A 20400-nucleotide genomic window follows, 5' to 3' on the forward strand; every position below is an offset into this window, starting at 1 on the left:
CTGGTTCGGCGATTATTGTCTCATGCCCGAACACCATCAAGATCAGAGCGCCGTATCGCTGCAGACCGTGATCCTGACCGCCGGCATCGCCGTGGTCGGCTCGAACTCGCTGGTGCTGAGCCCGATCCTGGGCGACGTCGCCGCGGCGATGGCGGCCACGCCGGTCGCCGTGTCGCGCGCCATCGCCGCCTATGGCGGGGCCACCGCGCTGTCGGCCTTCCTGCTGGCACCGCAGATCGACCGCATCGGCCCGCGCCGCGCCCTGCTCGGCGGCATGGTCGGGCTGGCGGCGGCGACGCTGCTCTCCGCCTTCGCCATGCACTGGCTGATGCTGGCGGCGGCCCAGGCGCTGGCCGGGCTGGGCGCCGGGGTGATCCTGCCCTCGATCTACACCCTCGCCACCACCATCGCACCGCCGGGCCGGGAATCCCGTGTGCTGGGCCGGGTGCTGACCGGCTGGTCAATCTCCATGGTCGCCGGCGTACCGGTTGCCGCCCTGGTGGCGGAGACGCTGGGCTGGCGCGCCGTCTTCCTGGTGCTGGCCGGCCTGGCCGCGCTGGCGCTGTTCGGCATTGCCCGGCTGCCGGCGCCGCTATCGCACGATCGGCGTGCGAGGCCGGGGCTCAGGGCGCTGGTCGCCCCCCTCGCCTATCCCGGCGTGCCTGCGCTGCTGGCGATCTGCCTTGCCTTCATGGCGTCCTTCTACGGCGTCTATGCCTTCATCGGCGACCATGTGCGGGCCGGGCTCGGGCTCAGCGCCGGCCAGGCCGGGCTGATCGTGCTGACCTACGGCATCGGCTTCGGCGCCGCCAGCCTGGGCGACGGGCTGGTCGACCGCATCGGGCCGCGCCGGCTGTTCCCGCTGGCGCTGCTGGCGGTGGCCGCGATCTACGCGCTGATGCTGCCGGCGACGCACAGCTTCGTGGCGATCGCCGCGCTCACCGGGCTGTGGGGCTTCGCCAACCATTTCGGGCTGAACATCCTGGTGCTGCTGCTGTCCCGGGCCAAGCCCGAGGCGCGCGGCGCGGTGCTGGGGCTGAACAGCGCCGTCACCTATCTCGGCACCCTCACCGGCACCGGCCTGGCGGGGATCGGCTATGCCGCCGCCGGCTTCCCGCCCCTGGCCATCGGAGCGGCCGCCGCTTGCCTTGTCGCCGCCCTGGTCGCCGCGACGGCGCTGCGGCCGCGGCCCATCGCCGGCCCTGCGGCATCCTGACCCTGCCCGCCGGCTGCAACACGACTGACACATTGACCGAACAGCCTGGGAAGGCCGGACATGCAGTCTGGCGCTGAGCGGGGCCGCATCCCCGCGGAGGTAGAGCATGCCCAGGCTTGCGGGGCTGGCGACAGCCGTCCCCGACCATGTGATCACCCAGGCCGAGGCACGCGAGGGCGCCCGGCGCGTCTTTGCCGCCCGGCCGGCGCTGTTCGAACGCATGGCCCCGATCTACGAGACGGCCGGGATCGACACCCGCCGCTCCGCCGTGCCGCTGGACTGGTACTTCGCCCCGCATGACTGGCACGATCGCAGCACCGTGTTCCTGGACACGGCGCTGGACCTGCTGGAGGACGCGGCCCGGCGCTGCCTGGACGAGGCCGGCATCGGCGCCGGCCAGGTCGACGCCATCGTCACCATCTGCTCGACCGGCATCGCCACGCCCGGTCTCGATGCGCGGCTGATGGAGCGGCTGCCGTTCCGGCCCGACACGGTGCGGCTACCGGTCTTCGGCCTCGGCTGCGCCGGCGGCGTGCTGGGCCTGGCCCGCGCCGCCGCCCTGTCGCGCGCCCTGAACGGCACCGTGCTGCTGCTGGTGGTGGAGTTGTGCGGCCCGACCTTCCGCCGCAGCGACCTGACCAAGAGCAATGTCGTCGCCACCGCCCTGTTCGGTGACGGCGCCGCCGCAGTGCTGATCCGGCCGGAGGACGGGGTTCCGGCCCTGGGTCCGACCGGCGAGCATCGCTGGCCCGGCACGCTGGACGTGATGGGCTGGTCGGTCGAGACGGACGGGCTGGGCGTCATCTTCTCCCGCGACATCCCCACGTTGGTGCGCAACGACATGCGGCCGGCGGCGGAGGGCTTCCTGGCCCGGCACGGGCTCGGCCTCGCCGACCTGTCCGGCTTCGTGTTCCATCCCGGCGGCACCAAGGTGGTCGAGGCGCTGCGCGATGCCTTCGACCTGCCGGACGCGGCGATGACGGCCGAGCGGGCGGTGCTGCGCCGCTACGGCAACATGTCGGCGGTGACGGTGCTGTTCGTGCTCGCCGAGAAGCGTCGGCAGATGGCCGGGCGCTGGCTGCTGAGCGCGCTGGGCCCCGGTTTCTGCGCGGGCTTCACCGTGCTGGATTGCGGCTGATGCTGGGCTGGGCGCAATGGGTGGCCCTGCTGGTGGCGGCACAGCGCCTGGCTGAGCTGGCCTATGCCCGCCGCAACGAAAGCCGGCTGCGCGCCCGCGGCGCGGTCGAGAGCGGCGCCCGGCACTATCCGCTGTTCATCCTGCTGCACGGCACCTGGCTGCTGGCGGTGCTCCTGCTGATCCCGGCCGATCAGGCCCCGTCCTGGCCGCTGCTGGCGCTGTTCGTGCTGCTGCAGGCGGCACGGGTGTGGGTGGTGGCGACGCTGGGGCCGTACTGGACCACGCGGGTGCTGAGCCTGCCCGGCGCGCCGCTGGTGCGCCGCGGCCCCTATCGCTGGATACGGCACCCGAACTACGCGGTCGTGGCGGCGGAGATCGCGGTGCTGCCGCTGGCCTTCGACGCCTGGACGATCGCGATCGTGTTCTCGCTCGCCAACGCCCTGCTGCTGCGCCACCGCATCGGCATCGAGGAAGGCGCCCTGGCCCGACGAAGCTGAGAGACCTCTGAGGCGGGACGACGCAGGCCGGGGAACGATCCGCCGCCCCGATGGTTCGGTCCATCAGGCGTCGTCGACAACAGCATTCCGGAGCCATGGCCGAGGCATCCCTCCGCAGCCGGCAGCAATACTTCCCCGCCCTCACCGCGCTGCGCGGCATCGCCGCGCTCTGCGTCGTGGTGTTCCACTATTCGGTCGGGTCCTTCCCGAACCTGCACCTGACCGACACGACCTTCTTCGTCGGCAAGAGCTATCTGTTCGTCGACCTGTTCTTCGCGCTCAGCGGCTTCATCCTGATGCATGTCTATGGGCGCAGCTTCGCCGACGGTCCCTCCGCGACGACGGTAGGCCCGTTCCTGCGCGCCCGCCTGGCGCGGCTGTACCCGCTGCATCTCGCGATCCTCGGCGGGTTCGTGTTGCTCGAGCTGCTGAAGCTGGCGATCGACGGCCCCGGCCTCGGCGCCTTCGGCGGCACTCACACCCTCCCCACCCTGCCGGGCAGCCTGCTGCTGCTGAACGCCACCGGGATCTACGACACCCTGACCTGGAACGGCCCGTCCTGGTCGATCAGCGCCGAATGGCTTGTCGGCCTCGCCTTCCCGCTGCTGGTGCCGATCGTCGCCCGCCTGCGCCCGGCCGGGCTTCTCCTGCTCTACGTCGCGACCCTGGCCGGCTTCGCCCTGCTCTCCGCCGGGCCGCGGCTCGACCTCGACCTGACCAGCGACTGGGGCGTGCCGCGCTGCTTCCTGGGTTTCACCGGCGGCATGGTCCTCTACCGCGTCTGGCGGGACGGCGCGCCGGGCTGGATGGCGACCGATGCGGCGGCCCTGGCCACCGCCGCCGGTATCGTCCTGGCGATGCACCTCAACACGCGCGGCGTCTTCATCGTGCCGCTGTTCGGCCTGCTGATCCTGTGCCTGGCGCAGAACACGGCGCGGGTGGGCCGGGCGATGGCGACGCGGCCGATGATCTTCCTCGGCGAGATCTCCTACGCCGTCTATCTCGCGCAGATCCTGGTGCTCGACAGCGTGCATCTGGGCTGGCGCCTGGCAACCGGGCACGAGTTCGAGGAGGCCGGCTTCTCCGCCCTGCAGTCCCTGGGGATCATCGCCCTGATGGTGGCGGCGCTGCTGCCGATCTCCGTCCTGCTGCATCGCGCGGTCGAGGTGCCCGCCCGCGGCTGGCTGCGCCGGGCCGGCCTGCCACGCCCGCTGCGGCCGGCGATCGTCCAGCGTCCGGGCTGAAGACCGCAGATCGGTCTGGCGGGCACAGCCCGCCGGCCCTATTCTGGGTCGCCTCAAGAATGAGACGAATCTGTGCCTGCCAACGACGCCCGCCCCCTCGACGGGATCGATCTCCTCGCGGTCGCCCCGGCCGCCCTGCGCGCCGAGCTGCAGAAGCAATGCCGCTGGCAGCGCTTCGCGCCGCATGAGCAGATCATCGATCGCAACGATGATCCCGACCATGTCTACTTCCTGGTCGAGGGCAAGGTCCGGGTGGTGATCTATTCCGCCTCCGGCCGCGAGATCACCTTCGACGACCTGTCGGCCGGCGCCAGCTTCGGCGAGCTGTCGGCGCTGGATCGGGCGCCGCGCTCGGCCAATGTCATGGCGCTGACCGAGGCCACGGTCGGCGCCCTGCCCACCGCCATCTTCCGCAGCGCCGTGACCGAGAATCCGGCCATGGCGCTAGCCTTGATGGTGCATCTGGTCGGCGTGGTCCGCCGCGCCAATGAGCGGATCATGGAGCTGAGCACGGTCGGGGCCAACAACCGGGTGCATGCCGAACTGCTGCGCCTGGCGACGCATGGCGCGCAGCCGGACGGCAGCGCGGCGATCCGGCCGATCCCGGTTCATTCCGATATCGCCAGCCGGGTCAGCACCACGCGCGAGACCGTCGCGCGGGTGCTGAGCGACCTCGCCAAGTCCGGCATCGTCGTCCGCGCCGCCGACCACCTGCAGGTCGCCGATCTGAGCCGGCTGGAGCGGCTGGTGGAGGATGTTCGTGGCGAGTGGTGACGGCGCGTCCCGTGATGACGGCCCGAACCGCTGGACCACGCTGAAGATCAAGCCGGTCTACGAGAATCCCTGGATCAAGGTCGACGAGCACGACGTGCTGACCCCGGCGGGCACGCCCGGGATCTACGGCGTGGTCACCTACAAGAACCTCGCGATCGGGGTGGTGCCGATCGACGACCAGGGCCGGGTCACCCTGGTCGGGCAGTACCGCTATGCCCCCGGCGTCTACAGCTGGGAGATCCCGGAGGGCGGCGGCGACCCGACGCTGCCGCCGGTCGTGTCGGCCCAGCGCGAGCTGCGCGAGGAGACCGGGCTGGAGGCCGCGCATTGGCACGACCTCCTGACCATGCATCTGTCGAACAGCGTCTCGACCGAGATCGCCCATCTGTTCGTGGCATGGGGCCTGACCCAGGGCGAGGCCGAGCCGGAGGAGACCGAGGATCTGGCACTGCGCACCGTGCCGCTGGCCAAGGCCTTCGCCATGGCCGCGGACGGCCGGATCACCGATTCGCTGACCGTCGGCGCGCTGCTGCGGCTGCAGGTGATGCTGCTGAGCGGCACCCTGCCCCCTGACTTGGCCGAAATCCTGCGGCGGGCGGACGCGCCGGCCCGGTGAAGCGCGTCCTGTTCGTCTGCGGCCGCAACCTGCGGCGCAGCCCGACGGCGGAGGCGATCTTCGCCGATGCCCCGGGCGCCGAGACCGCATCGGCCGGGCTGAACCCGGATGCCGAGGAGCCGTTGACCGTCGAGCTGGTCGAATGGGCCGACCTGATCTTCGTCATGGAGACGGCGCAGCGCGCCAAGCTGTCTGCCCGCTTTCGCGGCTCGCTGAAGCGGGCCCGGGTGATCTGCCTCGACATCCCCGACCGCTTCGAATTCATGGATCCGGAACTGGTGCGGCTGCTGCGCGCCAAGGTCACGCCCTTGCTGCGGTGAGCCGGCGACGTCGGCAACCGAAGCATCAAGGAAGCGTCATCGTCCTGTCACGCCCCGGGCCCTAGGGTCGGCGCCCTCGGAAGACACAAGAGACGATCGATGATCCGCATCACCACTGTTCCGGCCCTGCTTCTCGCCGCCGGCCTGCTTTCGGCTCCCGCGTGGGCGGAAGACCCGAAACCGTATCCGGTCGAGGCGGTCGCCTCCTTTCCGGCGCAGCAGGCGCGGCAGGCCGTGGCGGTGGATGCCGACTCCTTCTATGCGATCGACAGCCGGGCGATCGCCCGCTACGACAAGGCAACCGGCGCCAAAGTCTCCGCCTGGGCCGAGGCCAAGGACGGGCCGATCATCCATCTGGACAGCGGCGTCGTGGTCGACGGCAAGCTCTACACCGCGCATTCCAACTACCCGGAATGGCCGATGACCAGCTCGGTCGAGATCTGGGACGCGGCGACGCTGAAGCATGTCGGCACCCACAGCTTCGGCATCGACCGCGGGTCTCTGACCTGGGTCGACTATCACGACGGCAGCTGGTGGGGCGGCTTCGCCAACTACAACCGGGTGTTCGACCGCAGCCCGCTGGCCTATGGCAACAAGTACAACACCCAGATCGTCCGCTTCGATGCCGACTGGCGCGTGGCCGAGGCCTGGGTGCTGCCGCCGGAGCTGCTGGAGAAGTTCGGCGATATGAGCAATTCCGGCGGTTCCTGGGGACCGGACGGGCGTCTCTGGATCACCGGCCATGACGAGCCCGAAGTCTATGCCCTGGCGCTGCCGGAGGCGGGCTCGGTGCTGCGCTGGGTCGGCACCGCGCCGCTGGACATCGCCGGCCAGGGCGTCGCCTGGGACCGGACGCAGCAGGCCGTGATCTGGGGTGTGGTCCGCGACAAGCAGAAGGGCGAGAACCGCGTCACCGCCGCGCGGGTGCGGCTGCCATAGACTCCCGATCCGTTACCATGCCCGGCGCTGGCCCATCACCTGGGTCGGCGCCACCGGCCGCGGCGCCCGCTCGCCCCGCGGCGAGTGGTTGAACAGGGCGCGGTAACATTTGGCGAAATGCGAGGCAGAGGCGAAACCGCAGGCCACCGCCACCTCCAGGATCGGCATCGAGGTCTGCGCCAGCAGGATCTGGGCGTGCTTCAGCCGCGCCTCGAGATAGTATTGCGACGGCGTGCAGTTCAGGTAGATGCGGAACAGCCGCTCGAGCTGCCGGGTCGACAGCCCGGCGGCCCGGGCCAGCGCCGCCCGCGGCAGCGGCTCGGCCAGGTTGGCCTCGATCTCGGCGATCGCGGCCAGCAGCTTCGGATGGCTGACGCCGAGACGCTCGCGCAGCTCCATCCGCTGCGGCGCGTGGCCCTGGCGCGGCCGGGCGTGCAGGAACTGCTCCGCCACCTGATTGGCGAGGTCGATGCCGTGAGCCTGGGCGATCAGGTAGTGGGTCATGTCGAGCGACGCCGTGCCACCGGCCGAGGTGAAGCGGTCGCGGTCGATCTCGAACAGCCGCCCGGTGACGTCGAGCCGCGGGAAGGTCTCGGTGAAGGCGCTGAGATTCTCCCAGTGGATGGTGCAGCGGTAACCGTCAAGCAGCCCGGCCCAGGCCAGGTGATAGGTGCCGGTCGAGACCGCACCGATGCGCGAGCCGCGGCGGGCCATCCGCCGCAGCCAGGCCAGGATGCGCTCGTCGCGCCCCTCCTGCGGGTCGAGCCCGGCGACGACCACGATCATGGTGAAGGAATCCTCGGGCCCGATCGCGCCCTGCGCCATCAGCACACCGCTGTTGCTGGCGGTGACCGGCTCGCCGTCCACCGAGAGCAGCCGCCAATCATAGAGGGTACGCCGCGCCACCCAGTTGGCGGCGCGGAACGGCTCCAGCACCGCCGACAGCGCCATCATCGAGAAGTTCGGGACCAGGAGGAACGCCACGCGCTGCGGCGGTTCGGTCATCGGATCGTCGGCCATGCCCTGGTCTGCTGCGCTTCCCGCGGTTTCCGGCATCCGGCCACAGCGCCGCGGCCGGCGCAACCCCCCTGCACGGCCGCCTCAGCGCCGGTCCCGGTCGCGCGGACGCCCCCGCAGGATCAGGGCCACGAAGCCGCCGATCAGCAGCAGGGCCGCGATCGCGGCGCCGGCGGCGATCCGCACGGCCTGGCCGCCATCGACCCCGGCCATGTCGCCGGTGATGGCGAAGCTCCAGACACCGATCCCGACGAGGAAGGCGGCGATGGCCGCGATCAGCAAGGCGATACGCATGGAGAGGCCGGGATGCCCTTCGGATGGACGACGGGATCGGCATCCTGCCAGCACCCTCGGCCCCCCGTCGAGTGGCCGCTGCCCGGGCGTGATCATTGCCCGGGCAGCGGCGGCCGGTCAGGCCAGGTCGAACAGCAGGAACTCCGCCTCCGTCTCCGCCGTGATCCGGAGACCCGGCTCGCCCTCGACCGCGGCCCCGTCGCCTTCCCGCATCTCATGCCCATCGAGGGCAACGACCCCGCGGGTCAGTTGGACGAAGGCAGCCCGGCCCGGTGCGATCAGGTGCTCCACCGCCTCGCCGGCGGCGAGGCGTGCGACGAACAGGCGGGCATCCTGGTGGATCCGCAGGACACCGTCGCCGGCCTCCGGCCCCGCGACCAGCCGCAGCCCGCCGGTCGGCCCCTCCCCGACGCTCAGTTGTTCGTAGCCCGGCGCCAGGCCGTTGCGATCCGGATGGATCCAGATCTGCAGCAGGTGCAGCGGCCCGGTCGCCGAAGGGTTCATCTCGGCATGGGTGATGCCGGTGCCGGCGGTCATCCGCTGCAGGTCGCCGGCGCGGATCACCGCGGCGTTGCCGAGGCTGTCACGGTGCTCGACCGCGCCCGACAGCACATAGGTCAGGATCTCCATCTCCGCATGGGGATGCGCCGGGAAGCCGGCGCCCGGGACGACCCGGTCCTCATTCAGCACGCGCAGCGACCGGAAGCCCATGCGGTCCGGGTCGTGGAACCGGCCGAAGGAGAAAGTGTGGCGGGCCTCGATCAGCCCGGTCTCGGTGCGGCCGCGCGCCATGCGATCGTGCAGCGTGATCATCGTGACCTCCGTTCGGTGATGACACGCGGAAGATCGCGATGGCTGGCCCACAGCGAAAGCGGCAGATCAGGAAACCCGGCGTTCGGACGTGGCGAACGGCAGCCCCTGCTCCCACGGCGCGGCCTCACCGCAGCTCTCGGCCAGATGGTCGATCAGCGCCCGCACCCGGCGCGGCAGATGCCGGGTCTGGGGATAGAGCGCGTGGATGACGTCGGCCACCGGCTCGGCATCGAGCGCCACCTGCTGCAGCCGGCCGTCGCGCAGGGCATCGGCGACGATGAAGGTCGGCAGCACGGTGAGGCCGAGCCCGGCGATGGCCGCATCCCGCGCGGCCTCGCCGTTGTTGACGGTGATCCGGTTGCGCATCGCCACGCTGCGCGGCGGCCCGCCGGCGGCGAAGGGCTCGAACTGCCACAGCCAGGTGGACGACACCTCGGCCGCGCCGATCGCCTCGTGCTGCGGCAGCTCGGCCAGGCTCCGCGGCAGCCCCGCCGCGGCGGCGTAGCCGGGGCTGGCGCAGACCACGCGCCGGCTGGCGGCGAGGCGCCGGGCGATCAGCGCCGAATCGCGCGGCCGGGTGATGCGGATGGCGAGGTCGTAGCCCTGCGCCGCCAGGTCGATCATGCGGTCGTCGAGGTCTAGCGTCAGGGCCAGCCGCGAATGGCGGCGGGCGAAGTCGAACAGCACCGGGCCGAGATAGAGCGTGCCGAAGCTCATCGGTGCGGCGACGCGCAGGGTTCCGCGCAGGTCGCCGTCGCCTTCCGCCACCTCCTCCGCCGCCTCGTCGAGCTGGCGCAGGATGCTGCGGCCGCGCTCGTAGAAGGCCAATCCCCGGTCGGTCGGCAGCACCCGCCGGGTGGAGCGCTGCAGCAGGTCCCCGCCCAGCGCGGCCTCCAGATCGCTCACGCGCTTGCTGACCACGGATTTCGACAGGTTCAGCCGCCGTGCCGCCGCGCTGATGCTGCCGCTGTCCACCACCTGCAGGAAGGTGGCGATATCGTCGAGCCGGTATCGCATCGTTCGATCATATCGAACGCCGGCTTCGGGGAAAGGCGTATTCTCCTGACCGGTCGTCGTGCCGATCTTGGGGCAGAGCGAAACCGCGCCGGCAACCCCGGCGCCCGAGATGGAGATGACCATGGCGACCACTGAGGCGACCAGCCTGGCCCGCCCGCGCGGCGTGACCCGCACCCTGCGCGGCCGCCCGGCCAGCGACGGCGCCGGGGTGAAGCTGACCCGCGTGATCGGCCAGCCCGGCCTGCCCGACCTCGACCCCTTCCTGATGCTGGACGAGTTCCGATCCGATGAGGCGGCCGACTACCTGGGCGGCTTTCCGGACCATCCGCATCGCGGCTTCGAGACCGTGACCTACATGCTGGCCGGCCGCATGCGGCACGGCGACAACAAGGGCAATGTCGGCCTGCTCGGCCCCGGCAGCGTGCAGTGGATGACCGCGGGCCGCGGCATCGTTCACTCGGAGATGCCGGAGCAGGAGAACGGGCTGATGTGGGGCTTCCAGCTCTGGGTCAACCTGCCGGCGGCGGAGAAGATGGTGGCGCCGCGCTACCAGGACATCCCGGCCGATGCGGTGCCGGAGGTCGCGGCGGCGCCAGGGGCCCGGATCCGCGTCATCGCCGGCCGCTTCGGAGCCACCGTGGGCGCGGTCGAGGGCGGCACCACCCAGCCGGTCTATCTCGACATCGAGCTCGAGGCCGGCGCAGCGGTCGACGTGCCGCTGCCGGACGGCCACGCCGGCTTCGCCTATGTCTATCAGGGCGCGGCCGAGGTTGGCGGAGAGACGCTGGAGCGCGGCACCCTGGGCGTGCTCGGTGCCGGCGACGGCGTGCGGGCAACGGCCAAGGCCGGCCCGGCGCGCCTGCTGATCGTCGCCGGCAAGCCGCTGCGCGAGCCGGTGGCGAAATACGGCCCCTTCGTGATGAGCACCGAGGCGCAGATCGCCGAGGCGATCGAGGATTTCCGCGCCGGCCGGTTCTGAACGATCGACGGGCGGCGGCTTCTGCCGCCGCTCGTCCCATCGCATGGCAACGGTTCGACCGCACGAGCGGCGCCGACGCGGAGAGCTTGACCGCCATAGGGATCTTATGTTGCCGTACGCATCGATCTTCATTTTATTTCATAAAATCGAATAAATGAAAGACACGGAAGAGATAAAGCCACTGACCAGCGCCCGCGGCATCGCCGCCTTCATTGTCGTCCTGTTTCATCTGCAGGCGACAATCAACGAGCTCTGCAGCCGAGCGGTTCTGCCGACCAGCTTCCAGACCGACCATATCGGGATCATCTCGGACGGCTATATCGCCGTGGATTTCTTTTTCGTTCTCAGCGGCTTCATCATATCCAGAGCGAACCGATATCTGTTCGAAGACAGCCTTCGTCGAAACCACTACGGATATTTTCTGACGAAACGATTGGGCCGGCTGTTCGCGCTCAATGCCGCGACGCTGGTGGTCCTTCTGCCGCTCGAATTCCTCAAATACTTCAGCAGCGCCGGCAACACACCGGCCTTTGCCGACACCAACACCATCGGCGCCTGGTTCGAGAACCTCTTCCTTGTCCAGACCTGGTTCCTGGGCCATGGCCCAAGCTGGAACACCGTCGCCTGGTCGATCAGCGCCGAATGGGCCGCCTATATCCTGTACCCGGCCCTGTTCTTCATCCTTGTCCGCTGTCCCGCCATCGTGCTGGCCCTGGTTGTCGGAGCGGCGGTCGCGGGGCTGGCCTGGCTCGAATCGACCAGCCCGTCGGGGACGTTGAGCCTCACCGACCATGGCGCCGTGCTGCGCTGCCTCTGCGGCTTCGTGCTCGGCATGCTCACCGAGCATGTATCGCATTCGCCGGCGATGCCCCGGGCCGTCCCCTGGCTGAGATCGGGTGTGAGCATCGTTCTCGCGGTCCTCGCCGTGCTGGCCGTCATCGTCTTCGGTGCGGCTGACTGGGTGGCGGTCCCGTTCTTCTGCGTCATCGTCCTCGGCCTTTCGGTGGCCGGCCCCGTCCCGGCTGCGGTGATGTCATGGGGGCCGGTGCACCGCCTGGGGGTCTGGTCCTTCGCGCTCTACATGACCCATTTCATCGTGCTGCGGGTCTACAAGGTCGTGGCGTTCTGGGTGTTCGGGCGCTGGCCGTCGCCCCCGGCTCTGGTAATCGTCAGCCTGTGCGGCGCCCTCGCCCTCTGCATCGCCGTCGCCTGGGCAGCGAATCGATGGATCGAGCGCCCGGGATATCGGGCCGTGCGGCAACTGGCGGAGCGGATCCGTCGCCCCGGCCCGCCCTCCGACCCGAAGCCGGTGGCGACGCCGGCCTGAGGCCTGTCATCGCCAGCCGCAGTGCCGCTGGCCGTAGTCGACGATCGGCAGCAGCCAGTCCACCCAGGCCTGATCGGCGCTTTCGACCCAGCCGGGCGTCATGGGCGGTTCGGCGACAACGAGGCAGACGCTATCGACGCTGCCGGCCCTCGGCGTAGCGGCGCAGCCACTCACGGCGAGCAGCAGGAGAAAGCGACCGCAAAGCCTGGTCGCGACGGATCGTGTCGAGCACATGGGTCAGGGTGTCCTGTGTCTGCCGGGCGGCGACGCTGGCCCGGCCGGCCGCGAAGACGCGCCAGAGCATGAGGGAGACGGCGGCGGCGCCGAGCAGGGCCAGCGCCGCCCAGCGGCCGAGCCTGGAGCCGAGCAGGCCGGCGACGACCGCGATCATCGTTTCCTCAGCACCAGCCAGGCGACCAGCCCGGCGGCGGCAACCGCGCCGATGACGACCAGGACGACGGGCGGCAGGGCCGCGATCTGCTGCACCACCGGCAGCGCGGGGGCCAGCTGCTGCAGCCCGTCCAGCGCGGCGCCGACCACGGCCGTGCCGCCGGCGGCCACCGCCACCGTGGTCTTGGCCCGGTCGGCCGCGCGGCTGACCACCGCCCGGCCCGGCGGCTGCACGCCGGCCCGCAGCAGGCCGTCGTCGATCACCGAATCCGGATACGCATTCCGGCCGTTCTCATGGGTGATCAGGGCCTTCACCAGCGGCGCCAGATGCTGGTAGCCATGCAGGTCGAGCACGGCGTCCGGCCCGAAGCCCGTCAGCGCCGCCACATGCGCGACATAGGCGCCGGTGTCGTTCTCGTGGCCGGGGGCCCAGCGCGAGATGACGCCGCGGATGGTGCGCAGATCGTGCCGGTCCTGATAGGCGATCAGCAGCGCGGCCAGGGCGCGGATGCCCCAGACCGGGGCGGAGAACACCTCGAACCGGCCGCCATTCTGCCGGAACTCGATGGTGCCGCGGTATTCGGCCTCCGACAGGCGCCCTTGCCACGGGTTGGCGGCGTTCCGCTCGATGTTGCCGGGATTGTTGTTCCGCTCACCGCGGGTCGATGCAGCCATTCCGGTCTCCTGAACGTGAAGAGGCCCCGCGCGAGGCGGGGCCCGTCGTGGAAAAGGCGCTGCCACCCGCCGCCGGCGGGCGCTAGGATCTGTGCCGATGCTGATGAAAGAGGGCGATATGAGCGGATGGACGAGGCTCGCCGGCATGGCGCTTCTGGCCGGGCTTTCGGCGTGCGCCGAAATCGGGCACACCCCTCCTCCGCCACAGGCCAGGCAGCCGAGCGTGCTCGACCGTGCCGTCGCCCCGGCGGTGAAGCAGCTCGGCGGGCGGATCGCGCCGCAGGGCGGCATCGAATTCCCGGCCCAGCCGCCCCGTTGAGCGCCGGGCGTCGCCCGGGGACCACACCCCACGCCGGCGAGGCTGGAGACGTGACGGAGCGTCACGCCGCTTGACACCTTCCGGCACCCCGCCAGAGGATCATGCTCCGATATTCAGAATCATTTGTTCGGGAGCAGGCGATGCCATCAGCAACGGATCGGCAATGGCAGCGATGGGGGAAGGAAAACCCCTACTACGGCATCGTCGGGATCGAGACCAAGGAGTTCGAGAGCCGGTGGCGCAGCCGGTTCTTCGAGACCGGCAAGATCCACATGGATCATGTCTTCGAGCAGCTGGCCCGCTACGACGTCGCGCCCCTGCAGTACGGCAAGGCGCTCGATTTCGGCTGCGGCGCCGGGCGCCTGCTGCTCCAGCTCGTCGATCGATTCGATGGTATCGTCGGCGTCGACGTCTCCCCGGATCAGTTGGCGCTCACCAGGCAGAACGTCCCCTCCGACACGCTTCGGGTGTTTTCCTCTCTCGACGAGCTGGCGAGCGAGGCCGGAACCTTCGATTTCGTGAACACCTTCGTCGTGCTGCAGCACATCCGGCCAGAGCAGGGCTACGCCATCATCGACAAGCTTCTGAAGCTCCTCCGGCCTGGCGGCTCGTTCGCGCTCCATTTCACCGTTGGCGACGTACGAGATCGGCGGCGGCGCCTGAACTGGCTCCGCTATCGGCTGCCGCCGCTGCATTGGGGCTATAATCTCTCGCGCCGACGCCCCTGGAATGAGCCGATCATGGAGATGAACAAATACGACCTGGCGACGATCGGCGCGATCATGATGCGGAACGATATCGGCCGCTTCGGCTGCACATTGTTCAACCACACCGACAACACCGGCATGCTCTGCTTCGGCCGACGCGAACCAGGGATCAATGTGCTGCCGCAGAATATGGAAGACAGCAAAGCGGCTTGTCTCGTTGGAGGAGGCACACGTGCCACGAAGCTGCACTGAATGACCCCTGGGAAAGCAACATCCGGCCGCTTGGCCTATGTCGACTCCATGCGCGGCATCGCCGCCTTGCTCGTCGTGCTCATGCACAACGTGCAGCCTGTCGCCACCGGGCCAGTGCGCACACTGATCTATGACATCATCGACCCCGGCAAGGTCGGTGTAGTGATGTTCTTCGCGATCAGTGGCTTCGTCATTCCCTTCAGCTTTCCGACTGGGCCTGCGTCGCTGGAGCGATTCCTCATCTCGAGATTCTTCCGGCTGTATCCGGCCTATTGGCTATCGATGGCCGCTTACCTGATATTACTCTTCATAACCGGCGCTACCCTGCCTTCGCTCGTCAATGTCTCTGCCAACGTGACGATGGCCCAAATGGCGCTTGGACAAGCCAACATTCTCGGCCTTTACTGGACTCTGTTCGTCGAGTTACAGTTTTACCTTATATGTGCCATGGCTTTCGTTAGCGGTCGGCTTCATCGTCCGAAATTTACCTTCGGCGCTAGCGTTGGTATGGTTGTAGCTGCGGCGATCCTCGCCCTGCTGCGCTTTTACCTCGAGCGGAAGGTTCCCGTCGCCGTCCCCTTGTCGTTGAGCATCATGTTCTGGGGAACCTTGTGGCGGGAGACGGTGGTCAACGATTCTCGCGAGCACCGCACCTATGCGCTCATAATGCTCGCCCTCTTTGCTGTCGCGATTCCGACAATTAGTCTATTGGCGTACGATACCGACCTCGGCCTGGAAGAGAACTGGGTGCGATACGCGATCTCTTATATCTTCGGTGTTGCGTTATTTATATTTTTCTCAATAGCAGTTCGTATCACTGGGAAGATTTTCGTCTGGCTTGGAGCCATCAGCTACAGTCTCTATTTGTTCCATTTCCCGGCGAAGCAGACCGTTTATCTGATCCTTGCCGCTGTCGGCATCACACCTCCGGTATGGCTTGGCATTCTGATCTCGATTGCGTTCGCCATTGGGGTAGCGGGGCTCATCTTCGCCTGCCTGGAGCGGCCCGCGATCGAATTGGGGCGCAAGGTCGGTGGGATGGTCGCCGCTCGACGCGAACTGCAGGCGGCTAGGCAACCGTTGGCGATGATTGGGGCTGGCAATCCCTCTGGCGACCAGCGAAGATCCGTCGATTCATAGCGGACTATTGCCGATGGCCATACTCTCCGATTTCAGCCTCATCAACCCGAGGTCGATCACTCCATTGAAGGCGATCGCAGCGGCGTGCCTGGTATGGCTCGCCTTTTATCTGCTCGCGCCGATCAAGCTCTATACCGCCAACTCCGACTATCCCTATCTGCTGCTCGGGCTTTGCTTCGCAGGGTTGCTGCTTGGCCTAATTCTCTTTGAGCCGCGCCACCGTCCCACCGTCGCGGTCGATCGGAACGAGATTCTGCTCACGCTGCAGCGCCTCTACGAGATCACGTTCATTCTGGCCGCTCTCGGCGTCGCCTTGCGACTGGCGGACTGGGTCTTCCTCCGGGGCCTGACGATCGACACCGAGTTCATGCAGAACCGGGAGAAGATCGAATCTGCCGGATCGAATGCTCTGTCGATGCTATCCACCGTGTTGATACCATTCACCTTGACACCGTACATGATGCACGCGGTCGCGAAGCGCAACGGGCTTCGGGTTGGGTCCTCGTGGAAGAGTATCGGCCTTGCAACCCTCTGGCCCCTCCTGACGATCGTGATCGGATCGCGGTCGAGCATGTTCATGAGCCTTGGCATGCTGGTCATGGTACGGCTCATAATATTTCCCCGGACCTCAAAGCTGATACTAACCTTCTGCGCGCTATTGGCGGTTGGCCTCGTCTATGTCGGCGGCTTGCTGTTCATCGCAAGACTCCAAGATATCGGCCTTAAAGTCGAAAACGTCATCAGACTATCAGCATTCACCCATCTCGCCCCCGTCACTCCAGATTACTTCAACATAAGATCTAGCCTATCTGAATGGGGACGCAATACTCTCTTCATTGTCATGACATTTGTTCAATATTATATGCACGGAACACCAGAATTTGCATATCTTGTCGAACACTATGACAAAGACATGCAGTTCGGCACCTACACATTCACGGTTTTCGCCAGACTGGGCTACACTCTTTGGGGCACCCCCTTTGACGCCAATGCAGCCCTGATGTTGACCCCACGGCCAGGGATTTACACTACCCTGTTCGGCCCGTTGTATGTCGATTTCGGGCCGTTTACTCCGGCCTTCTGCGTAGTTCTCGGCGGCTTCATCTCATGGACGCGACGCCAAGTCCTTCTTGGAGAGATCGCCGCTCTTCCTCTGTATATCTGCTTTCTCATGCAGGTCACTGCTGCGATCGTCATCAATGCTTTTCAGAGCGCCTACGGTGTCTTCTACAACCTAGCCTTCCTGGCTTTATGGGTGGCTTTCAGCCTTAATAAGCATCGGGCGCCTGCGAGGCGAGCCCAAGCCCTGATCTAGTTGCACCATCGGGCAATCACTGCACGATCCGGACATGCGGATCGCCACCGATCCGGCCTCGCATCCGTGCCGGCTGCCCGGTCACAATCGAGTTGGGTGGAACATCCTTGCTGACAACCGCGCCGGCACCAATCACCGATCCGGCACCGATCGTCACCCCACCAAGGATAATGGCATCTGCTCCGATCCAGACGCCATCGCCCACCGTGATCGGCTTGTACACATGTGGATATGGAAGCGGCGCTGAGAAGTCGAGGCCTGCCGTCTCAACGTAGACACCCTTGGATAGATGTACGTGGTCGCCCAGCCGGATCTGTGATGCTGCACCGATGGTGCAGCGCGGGCCGATGATCACCCCTTGGCCGAGAACTACCCGCTCCGGGTATTTCACCTCGGCGGACCAATGGCAGAAGCAGTTTGATGCGTGCGGGAAGATCGCTGCCGTACGAGCGGCACTCGCAATCTTGCCCGATAGCCCGCCCAACCGGCCAATTGCCAAAGTGACTGCTCGTGCGGGAGCCGATCGGAAAATTGCTCGTAGAAGGCTCAATATTTATCATCCCCTTCTATGCGCGCACAGTCTTGCGACAGCGGAAAAGAGGAGGATTATGAACATATCTGGCCTAGCAGACGGCATACCATTTTTGACGTTGGCGACGAAAAGTCGGTCACGTCCCATCCACGGTATTGGCTACCCAAGCCGCCACGACCTCGGCGTACTGGTGGATGCCGGCCTGCGACGGATGAAGCATGTCGCCGTTGTCGAGTGTCTGCATGCCGGTGTCCGCATCCGTCGAGACCAAGACCTCGGAACTGGCAAAGGCGGTCACTTGGTTGATGTGCGCCCAGATCGGCAACGCCTTCACCCGAGGATGGTTCAGAGTCCGCTTGAACTTCAGGATCTTACGGATGGCCAGACCGTAGGCATCGTTCCAGCGCGTATCGCCGGCCGCCATCCGCGGTAAGGTCGGCAGGCCGATCGCGATATTGATGCCCGGCACGGCGGCGAGGATCGAGCTTACCATGATGGTGACGCCCTTCTCGATCCAGTCGGCCGCCTCGGTCGGGGTGTAAGAGGCTATGTCGTTGGTACCGAGGCAGATCCAGACATGGGTCGGCGGCGTGATGCCCGTGCCGGCCAAGTAGTATGCAAAATCGAAGATCCTTGAGTTGTAGATCGAGCCGGGTGGGTCGCCGATGGTCGCGAGCCTAGTCCAAGGGTCCAACAGCATCCTCTCGGAATTCGTCGCCGCCAAGTATGTCGCGAAGTTGGTAACCGGCGTCAGGTAGCCGGTGCGGGCTCGGATGTGATCGGTGATGGTCGAGCCGGGCCGCCCCTCATTCACCCCACTGATCGTACCAGACATGGTCGCGGTGTTGCCGCGTGCGGCCAAGATTGCCTGCACGTACTGTGACAGGGTCTGCGACATGATTGAGTCGCCGATGCCCATGACCCGAACGGCGCCGGCGCCGGACGCCGCAGCCTTATGGACGGTGATAGACGCCGAGCGGTAGGAGCGACCGAGCCCTGCCCCGCCAGCGGCATCGCTATACCGGTGCATCCAGATATTAGCACTGGAACCGAGTTCCGCCGGCTCGATCACGAAGGATCCGACCTCCTTCGTCTGCTCGTAAGGTTTGGCAGCGAGATCGTTGATGTTCGGGTTGGGCGAGAATAGGGTTGTCAGTACGCCCTTCCGCTCGGTGCGACGCTCATAGATGTTGTCGATGTGCAGCGACTGTTTCCGACCAATGATCCCCCAGAAGTCATCCCCGTAGAGAAGCGATGGCACAGGGTCCGCGATGATGGCCTGGGCCTCGAGATTGGAAAGCCGAATGCTGTTGGCCGGTGTTGTCGGGAAGTCGCTCAACTCGATCCATTGTGCCCCCTGGCCGAAAGAATCCTGGACGCCGGCTAGGCGAACCTCCGGCACGCCGGGGGCGAGTCCGGTGCCCAGGAGAGCGTAAATATATTCGCCAGCCGCCGGGTTGTTGGTCTGCCAATCCGGCATGACCGAGGCGACGCTGTAGATAGCGGCACGGGCCGACAACGTCTTCTCGAGCACGAGCGGGATGCTCTGAACAATTATCCCGTTCGATTTGTAGAACCGAATCGTCGGCGCCCCGAAGGTGTTGTCGGCCGTTGCCTCCAGCCAGACGCGGGCGAAGAACGGCTTGCCGGCCCGATTGTCGGCGATTTTGTCTCCCACATAGGGCCACGACAGTGAGGAATCAATCGACCGGACGGCACGCGTGAAGCCGGCGGCAATCAGCGCCGCGTCGGCCACGTCGACCATTTCGAGGCGCGACGGTCGGTTGTCCCAGACGAACGGTGCCTGGATCAGACGGTCGCCCTTGCCATGGGCGAAATCACTCTTACCGGCGGCGAGCCCCATCCGGCCGACGTGTGGCCATGGGGAATAGAACTCGTTCCCCCAGCTCCAGCCGAGGACCATGCCGATAGTCGGGTCGACTGTGAGAGGTCCCGCGCCGCTGGCGGTTGCCTTGTACTGGTTCGCCCGGAGGTCCCACCAATAGGTGATGATCGCTGTCGGCGAGGACGCGACACTAAACTCCTCATAGCGGCCGCTCGCCGGCACGGTATGGCTGAAGACCATGCTTTCGTTGCGAGTCGAGGCGTTCGGGATCAGCACTTTGTTGTCGGACCGGGAGTGGATCATCGGTGCGGTCAGCGCAAAGGCGCTAAGGATCGCCGTCGGATTGAGCTCGCGGATTTTGAACGGCGAGCACCAGGATCCAGTGCTGGCCGGGAAGCTGACCAGCGGCACGATCTTATCGACGTTCGTGGTGGGCAGAGTGAAGTCGCCACCGGTGGCGCCGATCACCTTGTATGTGTTGTCGGTCAAGTCGAGGTAGATGAAGCCGCGCAGAGCCTGCGGGATCGCCAGCTTGACCCAGCCCGTCATCTCGGTCGAGTCGGGGCTGATGGTCAGGTTGGCGGCAGCAGCACCAGGCGTATCAACGAAAATGCCACGCGGAATGTAGGCTTGGTTGGTCCCCCCGCCGAGCACATTGAGACGGTCGATGATGATCTCGCCGTTCAGCACCACGACCCGACGCATGATGTTGTGCGTCAGCTCGACAAAGTCCTTCAGCGACTGAATGCGATCTGTCCCAGAGATCCACTGGTTGGTCGAGTCATTCCAGACCCAGACGGTCGGATAGTTGTTCGCCTCGACCGGGTCGGCCCAGAGCAGCGCTGGTGTTCCGTCGGCCTGGGTCAGATCCGCATCCATCGCCGCCTTGTTGGGATACGTCTTCATCCCGTTGGCCGCGGCGATCGCCTGGATGAACCGCAACAGGCGCCGGATGTCCTGCTTGCTCGGCTCCTTCACCGAGCCATCGGCGTTGAAATCGGCCCACACCTCGTCAACGGTCGGAATTGCCATG

The 20400-nt window shown here is 67.0% G+C and carries 22 protein-coding genes; 14 read left to right on the plus strand and 8 right to left on the minus strand.

Translation table 11 applies throughout. The features are described 5' to 3' along the window. Positions 1 to 22: 22 nt before the first annotated feature. The 8 genes from BWR60_RS02715 (at position 23) to BWR60_RS02750 (ending at position 6744) form a co-directional block, all read left to right on the plus strand. The gene (locus BWR60_RS02715; protein WP_088149470.1) at positions 23 to 1216 is read left to right on the plus strand and encodes an MFS transporter; all 1194 of its coding nucleotides are present in this window, start codon (positions 23 to 25) and stop codon (positions 1214 to 1216) included. 106 nt (positions 1217 to 1322) lie between these two features. Beyond that, entirely contained in the window at positions 1323 to 2354 is a 1032-nt protein-coding gene (locus BWR60_RS02720; protein ID WP_088149471.1) for a type III polyketide synthase, read from the plus strand. Next, the gene (locus tag BWR60_RS02725) at positions 2354 to 2851 is read left to right on the plus strand and encodes an isoprenylcysteine carboxyl methyltransferase family protein (protein ID WP_088149472.1); all 498 of its coding nucleotides are present in this window, start codon (positions 2354 to 2356) and stop codon (positions 2849 to 2851) included. The genes BWR60_RS02720 and BWR60_RS02725 overlap by 1 nt, the downstream gene beginning before the upstream one ends. Before the next feature lie 95 nt (positions 2852 to 2946). Further along, positions 2947 to 4095 (plus strand): acyltransferase family protein, encoded by a 1149-nt coding sequence (locus BWR60_RS02730; RefSeq protein ID WP_179221603.1) that lies wholly within the window; start codon positions 2947 to 2949, stop codon positions 4093 to 4095. Between the two features lie 72 nt (positions 4096 to 4167). Further along, the gene (locus BWR60_RS02735) at positions 4168 to 4869 is read left to right on the plus strand and encodes a Crp/Fnr family transcriptional regulator (protein WP_088149474.1); all 702 of its coding nucleotides are present in this window, start codon (positions 4168 to 4170) and stop codon (positions 4867 to 4869) included. Further along, positions 4856 to 5485, plus strand: a complete 630-nt coding sequence (locus BWR60_RS02740; protein WP_230982929.1) for an NUDIX domain-containing protein — start codon at positions 4856 to 4858, stop codon at positions 5483 to 5485. The genes BWR60_RS02735 and BWR60_RS02740 overlap by 14 nt, the downstream gene beginning before the upstream one ends. Continuing rightward, complete coding sequence (locus tag BWR60_RS02745) at positions 5482 to 5805, plus strand: low molecular weight protein tyrosine phosphatase family protein (protein WP_088149476.1); 324 nt, start codon at positions 5482 to 5484, stop codon at positions 5803 to 5805. The genes BWR60_RS02740 and BWR60_RS02745 overlap by 4 nt, the downstream gene beginning before the upstream one ends. A gap of 99 nt (positions 5806 to 5904) precedes the next feature. After that, complete coding sequence (locus BWR60_RS02750) at positions 5905 to 6744, plus strand: cycloisomerase (protein ID WP_088149477.1); 840 nt, start codon at positions 5905 to 5907, stop codon at positions 6742 to 6744. A gap of 12 nt (positions 6745 to 6756) precedes the next feature. Here BWR60_RS02750 and BWR60_RS02755 read toward each other — a convergent pair whose 3' ends face one another. The 4 genes from BWR60_RS02755 to BWR60_RS02770 form a co-directional block, all read right to left on the minus strand. Beyond that, positions 6757 to 7764, minus strand: a complete 1008-nt coding sequence (locus BWR60_RS02755; RefSeq protein WP_088149478.1) for a GlxA family transcriptional regulator — start codon at positions 7762 to 7764, stop codon at positions 6757 to 6759. 81 nt (positions 7765 to 7845) lie between these two features. Further along, the gene (locus tag BWR60_RS02760; RefSeq protein ID WP_088149479.1) at positions 7846 to 8055 is read right to left on the minus strand and encodes a hypothetical protein; all 210 of its coding nucleotides are present in this window, start codon (positions 8053 to 8055) and stop codon (positions 7846 to 7848) included. 117 nt (positions 8056 to 8172) lie between these two features. Further along, positions 8173 to 8868 carry a pirin family protein gene (locus BWR60_RS02765; RefSeq protein WP_088149480.1) on the minus strand — a complete coding sequence of 232 codons (696 nt, stop codon included), beginning with the start codon at positions 8866 to 8868 and terminating at the stop codon, positions 8173 to 8175. Between the two features lie 66 nt (positions 8869 to 8934). After that, positions 8935 to 9885 (minus strand): LysR family transcriptional regulator, encoded by a 951-nt coding sequence (locus BWR60_RS02770; RefSeq protein WP_088149481.1) that lies wholly within the window; start codon positions 9883 to 9885, stop codon positions 8935 to 8937. Between the two features lie 121 nt (positions 9886 to 10006). Between BWR60_RS02770 and BWR60_RS02775 the strand changes: the two genes are divergently transcribed. Next, positions 10007 to 10864 (plus strand): pirin family protein, encoded by an 858-nt coding sequence (locus tag BWR60_RS02775; RefSeq protein WP_088149592.1) that lies wholly within the window; start codon positions 10007 to 10009, stop codon positions 10862 to 10864. Between the two features lie 154 nt (positions 10865 to 11018). Beyond that, positions 11019 to 12191, plus strand: coding sequence for an acyltransferase family protein (locus BWR60_RS02780; RefSeq protein ID WP_088149482.1), 1173 nt, complete (start codon positions 11019 to 11021; stop codon positions 12189 to 12191). Positions 12192 to 12321: 130 nt separating this feature from the next. On the opposite strand, the gene BWR60_RS02785 is transcribed toward BWR60_RS02780, so the two are convergent. Further along, entirely contained in the window at positions 12322 to 12582 is a 261-nt protein-coding gene (locus BWR60_RS02785) for a hypothetical protein (RefSeq protein ID WP_088149483.1), read from the minus strand. Then, positions 12579 to 13256 (minus strand): structural protein P5, encoded by a 678-nt coding sequence (locus tag BWR60_RS02790; protein ID WP_088149484.1) that lies wholly within the window; start codon positions 13254 to 13256, stop codon positions 12579 to 12581. The genes BWR60_RS02785 and BWR60_RS02790 overlap by 4 nt, the downstream gene beginning before the upstream one ends. A 97-nt stretch (positions 13257 to 13353) precedes the next feature. Here BWR60_RS02790 and BWR60_RS02795 point away from each other — a divergent pair, with 97 nt between their 5' ends. The 4 genes from BWR60_RS02795 (at position 13354) to BWR60_RS02810 (ending at position 16989) form a co-directional block, all read left to right on the plus strand. Next, positions 13354 to 13575 (plus strand): hypothetical protein, encoded by a 222-nt coding sequence (locus BWR60_RS02795; RefSeq protein WP_088149485.1) that lies wholly within the window; start codon positions 13354 to 13356, stop codon positions 13573 to 13575. Positions 13576 to 13715: 140 nt separating this feature from the next. After that, entirely contained in the window at positions 13716 to 14534 is an 819-nt protein-coding gene (locus tag BWR60_RS02800; protein ID WP_179221604.1) for a class I SAM-dependent methyltransferase, read from the plus strand. After that, positions 14535 to 15674: an acyltransferase family protein gene (locus BWR60_RS02805; protein ID WP_088149487.1), complete on the plus strand. Its 1140-nt coding sequence runs from the start codon at positions 14535 to 14537 to the stop codon at positions 15672 to 15674. Positions 15675 to 15687: 13 nt separating this feature from the next. Next, on the plus strand, positions 15688 to 16989 hold the full coding sequence (locus BWR60_RS02810) for a hypothetical protein (protein WP_088149488.1): 1302 nt from the start codon (positions 15688 to 15690) through the stop codon (positions 16987 to 16989). Between the two features lie 16 nt (positions 16990 to 17005). Here the strand turns inward: BWR60_RS02810 and BWR60_RS38605 are convergent, their stop codons facing one another. Both BWR60_RS38605 and BWR60_RS02820 read right to left on the minus strand, forming a co-directional pair. Then, complete coding sequence (locus BWR60_RS38605) at positions 17006 to 17380, minus strand: acyltransferase (protein WP_275542363.1); 375 nt, start codon at positions 17378 to 17380, stop codon at positions 17006 to 17008. A gap of 277 nt (positions 17381 to 17657) precedes the next feature. Next, positions 17658 to 20399, minus strand: coding sequence for an SGNH/GDSL hydrolase family protein (locus BWR60_RS02820; RefSeq protein WP_088149489.1), 2742 nt, complete (start codon positions 20397 to 20399; stop codon positions 17658 to 17660). Between the last annotated feature and the right edge of the window lies 1 nt (position 20400).

The sequence above is a fragment of the Inquilinus limosus genome, from assembly GCF_002195995.1.
GTDB classification, from domain to species: Bacteria; Pseudomonadota; Alphaproteobacteria; order DSM-16000; family Inquilinaceae; genus Inquilinus; species Inquilinus limosus_C.